Raw genomic sequence first — 14,326 nt, 5'->3', positions numbered from 1 at the left:
AGATTTTTAAAATAATCTTAAAACACACAAGGAATGTTAATTTAAACATCGAGGTGATATAACCATTAAAAAACTATAAATATAAACAGATGAAAACTTCACAATATCTATTACTGTCCTTTTTTGGATTTATAACCATAGCGACACTCGTGTTATACATAGATTCAAGAGAAGCATACACCCTTAGGCTAGCGGGCAATCCTAAAGATTACAATTATAGTTTTGCTGGAAAATTGATTCCACCTGTAAATCTAGAATCTTTTTCAGTAATTGTTGCAGACCCTGAAGCTAAAATTCAAATTGAAAGCGATTCTGTAAATACAATGTCTGCATTATTCTTTCAAAGAGATACTATATTGAAATTACCTGAGTATAAAATATTAAATGACACATTATATGTTTCAAAATCGAATGGATCTGCAAACACAATTATAAAATGTAAGTCTGTAAAAAGTATTGTTGGAAAAAAAGATTCTAACATTTATTTAATTAATTTTGATAGTGATAGTTTATTGGTAACGCTTATTGGTAGTAAACTTAATGGAAATATTAAGAATAAGTTAATAGGTTATGTTGAGATTAAGGCAAATAAAAAATCTGAAATGTATTTAAACCAATCGAATATTAATTCAATCAAATTGAATATAGATAATTCTAAAATATATTTTATGGGAAGAAATGATATAAAAACATTCAAAGCGGTTCTTACAAATAATGCTCAATTACAAACAAGTAAAAGTAAAAAGTTAATTATAGATTGTGATGTATCTAGTAAATATTCAATTCTTAACTAATCCTTCTGCTATTTTAAAATAAATTAAAGCTACTTATAAAGATAGTTTATCTAAAAAATAAAGATTTTAACATTTTATTGGGCTGTATAGTGTAACAAAACTGTTTACTTGTAGTCTAAGTATTAACCGTCAATCAAAAAGCAATGTTAGAAATAAAACAACTTCACAAATCTTACCCTATTGGAGACTCTAGTTTACACGTTTTAAAAGGTATTGATCTTTCTGTTGAAGAAGGAGAAATGGTGGCCATTATGGGATCTTCTGGTTCTGGAAAATCTACTTTACTTAACATTATAGGCATGTTAGATGAAGCTGATGAGGGCGATTATATTTTAGATGGTTTGCCTATTAAAAACCTTACAGAAAAAAAAGCAGCGGTTTATAGAAATAAATTTTTAGGCTTTATCTTTCAATCTTTCAACCTTATAAATTATAAAAATGCACTTGAAAATGTTGCCTTACCTTTATACTATCAAGGCATGAAACGTAAAGAGCGCCAAGAACTTGCAATGTTTCATTTAGAAAAAGTAGGATTGGCTAATTGGGCGCAGCATTTACCAAAAGAATTATCAGGTGGTCAAAATCAACGCGTGGCGATTGCTAGAGCTTTAGCAGCAAATCCTAAATTATTATTAGCCGATGAGCCTACAGGAGCTTTAGATACTACAACCTCACACGAAATTATGGCATTCATCCAGCAATTAAACGATGAAGGTAAAACCATATTAATGGTAACGCACGAAGAAGACATTGCTAATATGTGTAAACGTATTGTACGTTTACGAGATGGTGTTATTATTGAAGATGAAAAAGTAATTCAAGTAAGAGCAGAGCAGTATGTTTGATTTAGATCTTTGGCGAGAAATCTTTCAAAGTATTAATAAAAACCGAACCCGGAGTTTGCTTTCTGGGTTTACAGTAGCATTTGCTATATTACTATTTACCATTCTATTTGGCATTGCTAACGGCTTACAAAACACTTTTGCAGAAGCGTTTGTTGATGATGCTACCAATTCAATCTTCATAAATTCAGGTAGAACTACCAAAGCCAATAAAGGATTACAATCAGGAAGACAAATTCAATTTAAAAATGAAGATTACGACTATATAAAAGACGAATTTGGTAACAAAGTAGAATATATTACGGCACGAATTTACAATAATATACAAGCTTCTTTTCGAGGAGAACAAAGCAGTTATAGTTTAAGGGGTGTACATCCAGATCATCAATATCTTGAAAAAACGAATGTCATTGAAGGTCGATATATCAATCAAAATGATTTACAAAATAGAACCAAAGTAGTTGTTATTGGCAGAAAAATTGAAGAAGATTTGTTTTTGAAAACCACTGCTTTAGGTAAATATATAAACCTGAGTGGCATACCTTATAAAGTGGTTGGTATATTTACCGATGATGGAGGCGATAACGAAGAACGTATTATGTACATGCCTGTAACCACGGCGCAGCAAGTTTATGGTAATAACGATTATATAGATCAAATAAACCTGACTTACAATCCTGAAATGAATTATGATGAGGCATTGGCTTTTAGTAACACCTTAACGAAAAGGCTCAAAGAACGTTTTTCAGTAGCCAATAGCGATCAAAGAGCGGTACGAGTTCGTAATATGGCAGAAGGAACTAAAGCAGTAAGCCAAATGACTTTTGGTTTAACAGTTATTATTCTAGTTATTGGCTTTGGAACATTAATAGCAGGAGTTGTTGGCATTAGTAATATTATGATTTTTATAGTAAAAGAGCGGACTAAAGAAATTGGTATACGAAAGGCTTTGGGAGCAACACCTAAATCTATTGTGTCTATTATTTTAATAGAGTCTGTAATTGTTACCGCTATTGCAGGATATGTAGGGTTATTGATTGGTGTTGGCGTTATTGAACTTGTAGAACCTGTTTTAAAAGACTATTTTATTAAAGATCCAGGTGTAAGTAATAGTTTAATAATTGGAGCAACCATCACACTAATAGCAGCAGGAGCTATTGCAGGTTATTTGCCAGCTAAAAAAGCCTCGAGAATTAAACCAATTGTAGCATTAAGAAACGACTAGCATGTTTAAATTTTTATTTGAAAGAGATACGTGGCAAGAAGTTTTTGATAGCTTTAGTAAAAACAAACTAAGGTCTATACTTACTATGGTAGGTGTTTGGTGGGGTATTTTATTATTAATTGGCTTGCTAGGTTCTGCAAGAGGTTTAGAGAACTCGTTTAATAGACTGTTTGGTAGCTTTGCAACTAATAGTGTATTTGTATGGGGACAAAACACAAGCAAGCCGTTTAAAGGATTTCAAGAGGGAAAACAAGTAAGACTCACATTAACAGATGCTAAAAAAGTTGAAGAAAATATAGAAGGTATTGAGTTTGTATTACCTAGAAGTCAACAGTCGGTTACTATTACCAGAAATTTTCTTTCGGGAAGTTTTCAAATGGCAGGCGATTATCCGTTGTTAGATCAACTACAAAAAAAGAAACTTATTCATGGCAGGTTTATCAATCAGAATGATATTGATGATAAGAAAAAAACAGCTGTTATATCCGAAGATGCCTATAAGCAGTTGTTTGAAAAAAATGAAGATGCTATTGGTAAATATATAGAAGTTAATGGTATTAATTTTATTGTTGTGGGTGTTTTTGAAGTAAGCAACATGAATATGGGACCATCAACTGATGTCCATATTCCATTTACAACCTTTCAGCAAATATATAATCGAGGTGATAGAATAGGCTGGATGATGATTACTGGAAAGCCAGAATACGATATTAAGCAAATAGAAGAAGATACCAAATTATTACTTAAGAATTTAAATAATGTACACCCAGAAGATACCCGTGCTTTTGGGAGTTTTAATTTAGGAAAAGAATTTGCTAAAGTCACAGGGTTTTTAGTAGGGATGCAGTTTTTAACATGGTTTGTCGGTATAGCCACCTTAATAGCTGGCGTATTTGCTATTGGAAATATATTGCTAATTACGGTAAAAGAACGTACCAAAGAAATAGGTATACGTCGTGCTTTAGGAGCAACACCTTTTGAAATTAAACGTCAAATAGTGCTTGAGGCTGTGTTTTTAACCATAGTAGCTGGTGTTTTTGGAATAATTACTGGGGGATGGATTTTAATTGGTTTAGATGCCGCTTTCGGTCAAGGTCCAGATGCAGCTATTGTAAATGCATCTGTATCTATCGCAGTGGTGTTTATAGCACTTATTATACTAGTGATATTAGGTACCTTGATAGGTTTGATTCCTGCATTTAAAGCCACAAGCATCAAACCAATTGAAGCATTAAGAGAAGAATAAATAATAAGTATAACCAAAATGAACAAAACTGTAAAAATTATTTTAGTATTAGTCGTTATAATACTACTCGTATTTGTATTAAAATACTTTAAAGATGCGAACTCCAAAGCTATTGAAGATTTTAAAGTTGAAGAACCTTTTTACACATCAATAAGCACCAAAGCAGTAGCAACAGGAAAATTAAACCCTGAAGAAGAGATTGAATTAAAACCTCAAATTTCTGGTATTGTAGATGAAATTTTTGTTGAAGAAGGCGATTTGGTTAAAAAAGGTGATTTAATTGCTAAGATTAGAGTCGTTCCAAACGAGCAAAGTTTGGTTAGTGCTAGCAGCCGAATTTCTTCAACGAAGTTGTCATATGATAATGCTAAAGTGTTATATGAGAGAAATAAATCGCTTTTTGAAAAAGGGGTTATTTCTAAACAAGATTTTGAAAATAGTGAATTAGCATTTAATCAAGCTAAAGAAACACTCAACCAAGCGCAAAATGATTATCAAATTATAAAGCGTGGGTCTATTTCTGGTGGTAGTTCGGCAAACACCAACATTATTGCACAAATTGCGGGTACTATTTTAGAAATTCCTGTACGTGAAGGCGATCAAGTTATACAAAGTAACAATTTCAATGCAGGAACAACGATTGCCATAATTGCCGATATGAGCCACATGATCTTTGAAGGCAAAGTAGATGAAGCTGAGGTAGGTAAATTAAAAGAAGGTAAAGAGATCAAAGTTATTTTGGGGGCCATTAACGAAAAAGAATTCCCGGCAAAACTAACTTTTGTTGCCCCTAGAGGTGTTGAAGAAAATGGTGCGGTTCAATTTACAGTTAAAGCTAATGTGACACTAGATAACACAACCAATATTAGAGCGGGTTATAGCGCTAATGCTGAAATAGATATCGAAGCGAAAGATAGTGTTTTAGCTATAAGAGAAGCCTTATTACAATATAACAGAATTACAGAAAAACCTTTTATTGAGCTATTAGAAAGTGAAGGTAAGTACAAAAAGCAAAATGTAACTTTAGGCTTATCAGATGGTATAAATGTTGAGATAACCGAAGGTGTTAAAAAAGGAGATAAAATAAAAGTGTGGAACAAAGCATCAAAAGACAATGAAGATGAAAAAAAGAATAACTAGTTTTAGTAACAACAATATGAAATATGGTTTATTCGCTTGCGTCTTATTTTTTGTAATATCATCTTTTTCTCAACAAAAAAAATGGACATTGGAAGAGTGTGTAAACTATGCTCTTGAAAATAATATTACAATACAACAAGGCGAAAATGCTTTACTTACTAACGAACAAAATATAATTGCAGCAAAAGGGAATTTTTTACCAGGAGTTAGCGCTAGTGCGGGTCATAATATTGGAATTGGTACACAACGAATTGATATTGGCGATAGCCAAGTAATTGTAGATAGAACATCACATAGTTCGAGTTTTGGTATTGGGGCTAACCAAACAGTATTTAATGGATTTCGATTAACAAATCTCTATAAGCAATCGAAATTAAATTTAGAAACTAGCCAATTAGAACTTAGTAGAATTAAGGATGATATTTCTCTAAACGTGGTAAATGCCTATTTAAATGTATTATTTAATAGAGAGAATTTATCCACTGCCCAAGCACAATACGAGTTTAGTGATAAGCAATTACAGCAAGTAAAAAGTTTGGTTGATGCAGGCGTACAGCCTCGAGCAAATATCTATGATGCTGAAGCTACCTTAAGTGCCGATGCGCAGAGTGTAACCTTAGCAGAAAATAACGTTACTTTGTCCTTATTAACCTTGTCACAATTACTGCAAGTGCCTTTTGAAGGATTTAATGTAGAGGTTATCAATATTGAAAATCCTTCTGAAGTATTATTATATGACAGTGTTTTACCTGTTTTAAACTATGCATTAGAAAACAGAAGCGAGATTAAAATTGCCGAAAAAAACATTGAAAATGCAGAGTTGAGTACTGAAATTTCTAAAAGTGGTTATTTGCCAAGTGTCTCGTTGGGGTATGGTTTTAATACCAATGCTTTTTATACAAATTTAACCCAAAATGAAGCAGCTTTTTTGGATCAGTTAAATAATCAAAAATCACATAGTTTTAATTTGAATGTAAATATTCCTATTTTTTCAAGATTCCAAAATAAAACAGCAGTAGCCAAATCTAAAATTCAAGAAGAAAATAGCAAACTTAATTTAGACCAAGCCAAATTAAATTTAGAATCGAATATTCAGCGAGCATTTACCGATGCTAAATCGGCATTTAAAGCTTTTGATGCTGCAAAAAAATCATTAGCCGCACAAGAGTTGTCATTTGAAAATTCACAAGAACGCTTTAATATTGGTAGTATGACGTCGTTTGAGTTAGACCAAGCACGCATCCGTTTAGTGAATTCACAAGCATCTTTAATAAATGCTAAGTATGATTTTGTTTTTAAGACAAAAGTTTTAGACTTTTACATGGGAAAATCTTTAACCAATTAATTTGGCAATAATACTCAACATAGAAACCGCAACAACCAATTGTTCGGTGTCACTTTCAAAAAGCGGAGAAACTTTAATTTTAAAGGAAGATAACAGTAAAAGCTATTCGCATGCCGAAAATTTGCATGTATTTATAAATGTTATTTTAAAGGAAGCAGGTATCACTTCTAAAGATTTAGATGCTGTTGCTATAAGTAAAGGCCCTGGCTCTTATACAGGGTTGCGTATAGGAGTTTCTGCCGCTAAGGGACTTTGTTTTGCTTTAGATATACCTTTAATATCTGTACCTACTTTAGAAGCTTTAGCACATCAAGTAGATTGTAATGATGGTGTTATTGTAGCTATGCTAGATGCTAGGCGTTTAGAAGTGTATGCGGCTTTATTCAATTCAAATTATGATGAAATTAGAGAAACTGAAGCAGAAATTTTGGATGAAAATGCTTATACGGAATATTTAAATAAAAGTAAAGTCTATTTTGTTGGTAATGGTGTTGAAAAAACTAAGGGATTAATCAATCATCCCAACGCTATTTTTATTGAAGACAAATTACCATCGGCAAGCGAGATGGGTGTTTTGGCTTATAATAAATACAAAATAAGCGACTTTGAAGATGTCGCTTATTTTGAACCTTATTATTTAAAAGACTTTGTGGCTTTAAAACCAAAGCCTAAATCATAATTAACCTTGTTTATGTATTTCTACTTGATGTGGGTATGGAATTTCAATACCAGCAGCATCAAGCGCTATTTTTGTATTTTCTGTAACATCAAAATACACAGTCCAATAATCTTCAGCATGACACCATGGTCTTACCGCAAAGTTTACAGAGCTATCTGCCAACTCTAAAACATTTACCGTAGGTGCTGGTGTTTGTATTACTTTAGGATGTGATGTTAGTACACGCATTAAAACTTCTTTTGTTTTCTTAATATCTGCATCATAACTCACTCCAAAAACTAAATCGACACGGCGTGTGCCTTCGGTGGTATAATTAATAATATTACCATTAGATAAAGCGCCATTAGGAATTATAATTTCTTTGTTCGACAAGCCAATTAATTTAGTTGTAAAAATGTCTATTTGTTTTACACCTCCAATTTCACCTTGAGCTTCAATTAAATCGCCAATTTTAAAAGGCTTAAAAATCATAATTAACACACCCCCAGCAAAATTTCCTAGAGAGCCTTGAAGAGCTAAACCAATAGCTAAACCTGCGGCGGCAATAATAGCAGCAAACGAGGTAGTTGGTACGCCTAAAGTGCCTAAAAGAGTAATGATTAACAATATTTTTAATCCCCAACTTAGAAGATTTATTAAAAATTTTTGAAGACTTTCCTCATAGCTACTTTTTGTCATTACTTTTCGGGTAGCCTTCAGAATTTTTTTTATAATCCACGAGCCAATAATCCAAATCGCTATAGCTCCAATTATTTTCAGTCCATATTCTGTTCCTAATTCAATCCACTTTTCAGTGTCAACGTTTTCAAATTTCATAATTGTATTTATAATTTATTAATGTTTAAAGTTAAAAACTTTAAACGCAAACGGCAGTAAAGTAAAAGTTAAGTTTTACAAAAAAACAACTAATTAAAGCGATGATGGCAGGAACTGCTTGCACATAAAATAGTTTTATTTGTTTTGTAGAGTAAGCTCCATAAATGCCAGCAATAATTACACAAACAAGAAAAAAAGCAGCTGTTTGAATATCTTTTTGAATGATTGAAAACACCAATCCTGCTGATAAAAAGCCATTATACAGGCCTTGGTTTGCAGCTAGAACCTTAGTGTCTTCTGCAAATTGTTTCGATTTCAATCCAAATGCTTTCATGCCTTTGGGTTTTGTCCATAAAAACATTTCTAAGATTAAAAAATAGAAGTGTTCTAAAGCTACAAAAGCAATTAAAGTGATTATTAAATATGTCATTCTTTTAAAAATTTAATAGCTTGCTTAACTTCCGATACAGGTAGTTTACAAGCTCTGTTTACACAAACATAAATTAAAGTGGTATTTGGGTTATACCGGTTTTCTAACAGAGGTAAATTATTTTCGGAGATACTGCCAGCAATTAATTTATTGGGTAAGTAAGTTTTATTTAATTCTAATATTTTTTGTTTTGCATCCTTTCCAACAATTGCCACTTCATAATAAGGGTGGGTGTAATTCATCATTAAATCTAACCAGTTTGAATAACCAGAAGGAGACTCCTGTATTTCGGGTTTTACATTGTTTAAAATAGTTACAGCAGTATTTCTATAGTGGTCATTATCGAAATAATGTGATAATTTAAACAGATTTTTTGCCATAATAGAATTGCTTGCAGGGATTACATTGTCACGATATTCAATACTTCTTGAAACTAAATCACTATCTAAATTGGAGGTAAAAAAGAACATTTTACTAGTGCTATCAAAAAAATGAATGAAGGTATAATCGGTTAAGTCTTTAGCCGTGGTTAACCATTTTTCACTTAGAGTAATTTCATAAAGTGCTAAATAAGCATCAATGGTTGCTGCATAATCTTCAAGATAGCCATTAATGGTGCTTTTTCCGTTTTTATAACTATGATTTAATCCGCCGTCTTTACGAAGTTGATTTTCTTTTATAAAAGCAGCATTTTTTTCTGCAGCATGTAGGTAGCTTTTAGCATTAAACACACTATAGGCATTCACATAAGCTTTAAGCATGAGGGCATTCCATGAGGTTAATGTTTTGTCGTCTAATCTTGGTTTTGCCCGCTTGTTTCTAATGTCTAACAGTGTTTTTTTCCAATTCTTTATTTTGCTATCTAAATCTTCTTTTGTTATCTTATACTTATCAATAATAGCTGCAGCGTCAGCGTTTCTTATAAGCACATAATTACTGTGTTCCCAAAGTCCATAATTATTGATGTTGTAATAATCTGAAAATAAGTTAAAGTCGTCTTTTAAAAGAGTTTTAAGTTCTTCTTTTTGCCAAACATAAAAAGCACCTTCTTCTAATTTTCCTTCGGGATTTGTGCTATCTGCATCTAGTGAAGAATAAAACGCACCATTTTTGGTGGTCATATCCCGACTTATATAATCTAAAGTTTGGGTAACTACATTTTTGTATAATTCGTTTTTTGTGACGAGATATGCATCGGAATAAAGGCTCACTAACTGCGCATTATCATAAAGCATTTTCTCAAAGTGTGGCACATGCCATTTGCTATCTGTAGAATATCTGGAAAAACCACCACCAACATGATCAAAAATACCACCATAAGCCATTTTTGTAAGTGTTAAATTTACAAAATCTAGTAATTTTTTGTCATTATTTTGGGAGGCGTATCGCAATAAAAAATGATAGTTGTTCGGCATCATAAACTTTGGAGTAGCCCGCATGCCTCCTTCTTTGTTATCAAAATGATCAGACCAATTTTTAACGGCTACATCCAGAAAGTTCTTTTCAAAAACCGGTTCATCTGTGTTTAAATTAACAATGTTTATAGATTTAATACCTTGCTCTAGTTTATCTGCATAATCATAAAGCTTTTTTGGATCGTCGATATAAAGTTTTGAAATTTGATTAAGGGCACTAATCCATTGTTCTTTTTTAAAATAAGTGCCACCCCAAACAGGCCTGCCATCTGGTAAGGCAATAACATTCATGGGCCAGCCGCCACTACCTGTCATAAGTTGAACAGCGTTCATATAAACTTGATCTACATCAGGACGTTCTTCTCTGTCTACTTTTATATTTGTAAAATTTTTATTCATTACTTGTGCCACCAAACTATCTTCAAAGCTTTCATGTTCCATAACATGACACCAATGGCAAGCAGCATAACCAACACTTATAAGTATTAATTTATTTTCTTCTTTGGCTTTAGCCAATGTTTTGTTATTCCAAGCATTCCAGTTTACTGGATTATGGGCGTGTTGCAGCAAATAAGGGCTGGTTTCATGTATTAAATCGTTGGTATGTTGGTAGTCCATGATTTCTTGGTTCTGACCTTTACAACTTACTATATATATAAATAATAGGAGTAGTTTATGTTTCATTACTCAAAGTTAGAGAAAATTAAGTATAAAAAAAGCGTCCTAATTTTATGAACGCTTATAATATTAATTAATGCTAATTAATTCACTTCAAAAGTGATTTTCAGGTTTACTCTAAACTCTGTTACCTCGCCATCTTTTACAGTGGCACTTTGGTCTTGCACATATACAGAACGAATGTTTTTTACGCTTTTAGAAGCATGTTTTACTGCTTTTCTGGTTGCGTCTTCCCAGCTTTCATCAGAACTTGATAAAATCTCAATAACTTTTAATACAGACATAATTTTAAGAATTTAAGTGAAAAACTTAAAGTTAGTAAAATTAATGCAATTAACCGTTTATAGCTTCAACTGTTTCTACTTTGCCTTTTAGCATTTCTTTTAACATATTTTCAATACCACTTTTTAAGGTATAAGTTGAAGATGGGCAGCCGCTACAAGCACCTTGTAGCATCACGCTTACATTTTTGCTTTCAGCATCATACGATATGAATTGAATATTACCACCATCACTCGCCACGGCAGGTTTTATATATTCTTCTAAAATATTAATAATTTCTTTAGATGTGTCATCTAACGATTCATATTGGGAGTCTAATTGTGGTGTTGATTTTTTTAAAGTTTCAGCAGCATGAGGTAGTACAACATCTTTGCCGTTTTCAATATAGTTTCTTATAAATTCACGAAGTTCAATAGTGATATCTTGCCATTCCGCCATGTCGTATTTAGTGATGGACACGTAATTTTCATCAATAAAAATGCTTTTAATAAATGGGAAATGGAATAACTCGGTTGCCAATGGTGATAATTTAGCTTCGTCTATGGAAGTGAATTCAAAAAGAGTTGTTACTATTTTTTTGTTAGCAACAAATTTCATTACCGAGGGGTTAGGAGTACTTTCAGCATAAACTGTAACAGGTACTTTTTTTGCCTGGGTACTTTCTTCAATAACAATACCTCCATCATTTAAATAAGCTTCAATTTGCTCAGCTACTTCATCTTGCACATCGTTCCACTCTACAATATCATAGCGCTCTACTGCGATAAAGTTCCCAGAGATATAAACCTTTTTAACAAAAGGCAAATAAAATAATTGTTGTGCCAAAGGAGATGCTTTAGCTTCATCTATATTGTTGAATTCAAAACTTTGGTGTTTGGTGATAAACTCGTTAAGTTCGAATTTAATTATGGCGTTATTTGATGTTTCTTGCACAGAAACCTTGAAAGTATTCATTTCAGCTAATTTTTCACAAAAATACTAAAAGAAAACTTTAGATATCCATATATTTGAGTTTTGTTGCCTCTTTTTTAGGGATGAAAGGATGCAGTTAATACTCTGTCTTTTTTTATTTGATTTTTTAATAATTAGGACGTTTGTGTCATATTTAGAACTAACCTGAGTGAACTTATGAAGTTAAAGAATATTTTCATGGTAGCAGTAGTAAGCGTTTTATGCTTTCATACTGTAAATTCGCAAGAAGGGTTGCCTATATACACCGATTATCTTACTGATAATTATTACCTAATTCATCCCTCTATGGCAGGAATTGCTAATTGTTCTAAAGTAAGATTAACTTCGCGCCAACAATGGTTTGGACATGAAGATGCTCCTAAACTTTCAACTTTAAGTATAAATGGGAGAATAGGAGAAAGTTCTTCTGCTATTGGTGGCATTTTGTATACTGATAAAAATGGATATCATTCGCAATCGGGCGCTTATGCAACCTATGTACATCACCTCATGTTTTCTAGAACGGAGTCTGATTTAAATATGCTTTCTTTCGGTTTAAGTGCGGGGTTTATTCAATATAAATTAGATGAAACTTCTTTTTTGTTTGATGGTCCAGACCCTATAATTGATGGTGTTGTACAGAACGAAACTAATTTTAATATAGATTTAGGTTTCTCATACCATTTTTTAGATTTTTATGTACATGGTACCGTGAAAAATATGCTAAAAAATGCAGGAGTTAACAATGATATTAAGATAACAAGTAATTTACGACGCTATTTGTTTTCGCTTGGAAATGTGTTTAGTAAATATGGAAGCGAATGGAGTTACGAACCCTCTTTGATGTTTCAGTATAAAGACGGTACTCAAGAAGCATCTTTAGATATTAATGCTAAAGCATATAAACAGATGGATTTTGGTAAAATTTGGGGAGGTTTATCGTATAGAACAAGTTTAGATGGTGCTCAATACCAAACCAGTTCAGGGACTGTAGCTAGTCAAAAATTACAACAAATTACACCTATTTTAGGAGTGAATTATAACGAGTTTGTATTTGCCTATACTTATACCTATCAATCTAACTCGGTAGTGTTTACTAACGGAGGTTTTCATCAATTAACCTTAGGCTATAATTTTAATTGTAGAAGAGTCCGTTATGATTGCCAATGTCCTGCGGTAAACTAAAATTAAATAGGAAGTAGTCATTGCGAGGAGGTATGACGTGGCAATCTTCCTCTTTTGAAAAGATTACTTTAGTCATACTTCCTTCGTAATGATGGTCAGTTTTTAATTCCAAGTATATTTCTTCTTTTTAGCTTGCTCTTTAATAGCGTTGGTCATGGCATTTTCTAAACCATTTTTATTGTCTTTTTTTTGTTCTGAGATATACACTTTACGTTTCGCATTTAATTCTTGAATTTTATTTTGAATGTGTTCGCGCTCTTTCTTTTTTTCTGAAACATATTTTTTGATTTCATCAGCCGATTTTCCTTTTAATTCTTCTGGTAAGGTATCATCCTCTAAAGCTTCAACCGAAACTTCTTCTAATTCAACAGCATCCACCAAATCCCAAGTTTCATTTTTATATAAATGCGAACTTTTACTAACGGTTCTACTTACGGCATTGGCTTTACTGTAACCTTGTGCATTAGTATCTTGCTCTGCTTGTAATGCCATTTTTTGTTTTCCTATTTTGCCATAAACCACATAGGTTTTATTCAATTTCTGATTTAGTATCAGAATCTCATCGTCATAAGGTGATACAATATGTATAGTGGTTTGGTTTTGATTAATGGCCATATAATCACCGTTAGTTAAAGCAGCTCCATCTTTCCATGATGTTGAAACGCCTTGGTTATAATCACCACAAAAAATGGTGTTTATGGTGATGCCTTTTTCTTTAGCATTAACCGAAACATCTTTATAATTTACCTTCCCTTGAGTAAAAGGCTCGTTTCCAGCAATAAAAATAAGTTTTAAATCATCTGGATTTTTACCCCAATTTAACCGGTTTAAGGATGTTTGAATGACTTGTCCACAATATTCTTCACCACCATTAGTTGTTAATGAGAAAAGTTCTTTTGAGATTTCATCTAAATCATTGCTAAAGGCCAAAACTTGACGGATATAACCTTCTTGACTATTTAATTTATCATTGCCATATTCATATAAAGCAATTTCTAAATTAGGTTTATTAGTGGCGCATTTGGCATAAGATAGTTCGTTTACTATATCCCAAAGCTGTGCTTTTGCTTGATCTATCAATCCGTCCATACTGTTGCTTGTGTCTAGTAAAAGAGCTACTTTAATGTATTGTTTGTTGGGTTCGTCTTTTGTTGTTTCTGTTTGAGAGTATTCAATAGGTTTTTTATTATTAGCGTTGCAAGCTGTAAATCCTATTAAAGCCATACTAAATACGAGTGTTTTAAAATGTGTTTTCATGATTTTATTATTTTTTGATTCATACCGTAAATCTAAAAGCA

14 protein-coding genes are annotated in these 14,326 nt (G+C 32.4%); 8 read left to right on the top strand and 6 right to left on the bottom strand.

The window, feature by feature from the left end:
• Positions 1 to 89 precede the first annotated feature (89 nt).
• From QLS71_RS05125 to tsaB, 7 genes are all read left to right on the top strand, one after another.
• Positions 90 to 794 carry a hypothetical protein gene (locus QLS71_RS05125; protein WP_308991399.1) on the top strand — a complete coding sequence of 235 codons (705 nt, stop codon included), beginning with the start codon at positions 90 to 92 and terminating at the stop codon, positions 792 to 794.
• 143 nt (positions 795 to 937) lie between these two features.
• A complete protein-coding gene (locus QLS71_RS05120) occupies positions 938 to 1,639 on the top strand; it encodes an ABC transporter ATP-binding protein (RefSeq protein WP_308991398.1) in 702 nt (233 codons plus the stop codon).
• Complete coding sequence (locus QLS71_RS05115; protein WP_308991397.1) at positions 1,632 to 2,861, top strand: ABC transporter permease; 1,230 nt, start codon at positions 1,632 to 1,634, stop codon at positions 2,859 to 2,861. The genes QLS71_RS05120 and QLS71_RS05115 overlap by 8 nt, the downstream gene beginning before the upstream one ends.
• A gap of 1 nt (position 2,862) precedes the next feature.
• A complete protein-coding gene (locus tag QLS71_RS05110; RefSeq protein ID WP_308991396.1) occupies positions 2,863 to 4,107 on the top strand; it encodes an ABC transporter permease in 1,245 nt (414 codons plus the stop codon).
• An 18-nt stretch (positions 4,108 to 4,125) separates the two neighbouring features.
• Positions 4,126 to 5,247: an efflux RND transporter periplasmic adaptor subunit gene (locus QLS71_RS05105; protein ID WP_308991395.1), complete on the top strand. Its 1,122-nt coding sequence runs from the start codon at positions 4,126 to 4,128 to the stop codon at positions 5,245 to 5,247.
• Positions 5,228 to 6,592, top strand: a complete 1,365-nt coding sequence (locus tag QLS71_RS05100) for a TolC family protein (RefSeq protein WP_308991394.1) — start codon at positions 5,228 to 5,230, stop codon at positions 6,590 to 6,592. The genes QLS71_RS05105 and QLS71_RS05100 overlap by 20 nt, the downstream gene beginning before the upstream one ends.
• Position 6,593: 1 nt before the next feature.
• Positions 6,594 to 7,271: a tRNA (adenosine(37)-N6)-threonylcarbamoyltransferase complex dimerization subunit type 1 TsaB gene (gene tsaB / locus QLS71_RS05095; RefSeq protein WP_308991393.1), complete on the top strand. Its 678-nt coding sequence runs from the start codon at positions 6,594 to 6,596 to the stop codon at positions 7,269 to 7,271.
• Here tsaB and QLS71_RS05090 read toward each other — a convergent pair whose 3' ends face one another.
• The 5 genes from QLS71_RS05090 to QLS71_RS05070 all read right to left on the bottom strand — a co-directional run bounded on the left by QLS71_RS05090 (position 7,272) and on the right by QLS71_RS05070 (position 11,846).
• Positions 7,272 to 8,087, bottom strand: coding sequence for a mechanosensitive ion channel domain-containing protein (locus QLS71_RS05090; protein ID WP_308991392.1), 816 nt, complete (start codon positions 8,085 to 8,087; stop codon positions 7,272 to 7,274).
• Between the two features lie 40 nt (positions 8,088 to 8,127).
• Entirely contained in the window at positions 8,128 to 8,517 is a 390-nt protein-coding gene (locus QLS71_RS05085; protein ID WP_308991391.1) for a DUF1304 domain-containing protein, read from the bottom strand.
• Positions 8,514 to 10,550, bottom strand: coding sequence for a thioredoxin domain-containing protein (locus tag QLS71_RS05080; RefSeq protein ID WP_308991630.1), 2,037 nt, complete (start codon positions 10,548 to 10,550; stop codon positions 8,514 to 8,516). Before QLS71_RS05080 ends, QLS71_RS05085 begins: the two co-directional genes overlap by 4 nt.
• Positions 10,551 to 10,693: 143 nt before the next feature.
• Positions 10,694 to 10,894 carry a dodecin family protein gene (locus QLS71_RS05075; RefSeq protein ID WP_308991390.1) on the bottom strand — a complete coding sequence of 67 codons (201 nt, stop codon included), beginning with the start codon at positions 10,892 to 10,894 and terminating at the stop codon, positions 10,694 to 10,696.
• A gap of 49 nt (positions 10,895 to 10,943) precedes the next feature.
• Positions 10,944 to 11,846 (bottom strand): NifU family protein, encoded by a 903-nt coding sequence (locus tag QLS71_RS05070; protein ID WP_308991389.1) that lies wholly within the window; start codon positions 11,844 to 11,846, stop codon positions 10,944 to 10,946.
• Positions 11,847 to 12,020: 174 nt separating this feature from the next.
• Between QLS71_RS05070 and QLS71_RS05065 the strand changes: the two genes are divergently transcribed.
• Positions 12,021 to 13,028 (top strand): type IX secretion system membrane protein PorP/SprF, encoded by a 1,008-nt coding sequence (locus QLS71_RS05065; protein ID WP_308991388.1) that lies wholly within the window; start codon positions 12,021 to 12,023, stop codon positions 13,026 to 13,028.
• 102 nt (positions 13,029 to 13,130) lie between these two features.
• Here the strand turns inward: QLS71_RS05065 and QLS71_RS05060 are convergent, their stop codons facing one another.
• Positions 13,131 to 14,285, bottom strand: a complete 1,155-nt coding sequence (locus tag QLS71_RS05060; protein WP_308991387.1) for a VWA domain-containing protein — start codon at positions 14,283 to 14,285, stop codon at positions 13,131 to 13,133.
• Positions 14,286 to 14,326: the final 41 nt, after the last annotated feature.

Origin of the sequence: Mariniflexile litorale (assembly GCF_031128465.2) — a bacterium.
Taxonomy (GTDB): domain Bacteria; phylum Bacteroidota; class Bacteroidia; order Flavobacteriales; family Flavobacteriaceae; genus Mariniflexile; species Mariniflexile litorale.
Note: the sequence above shows the minus strand (reverse complement) of the source record. Positions and strands in the feature narration are given on the sequence as shown.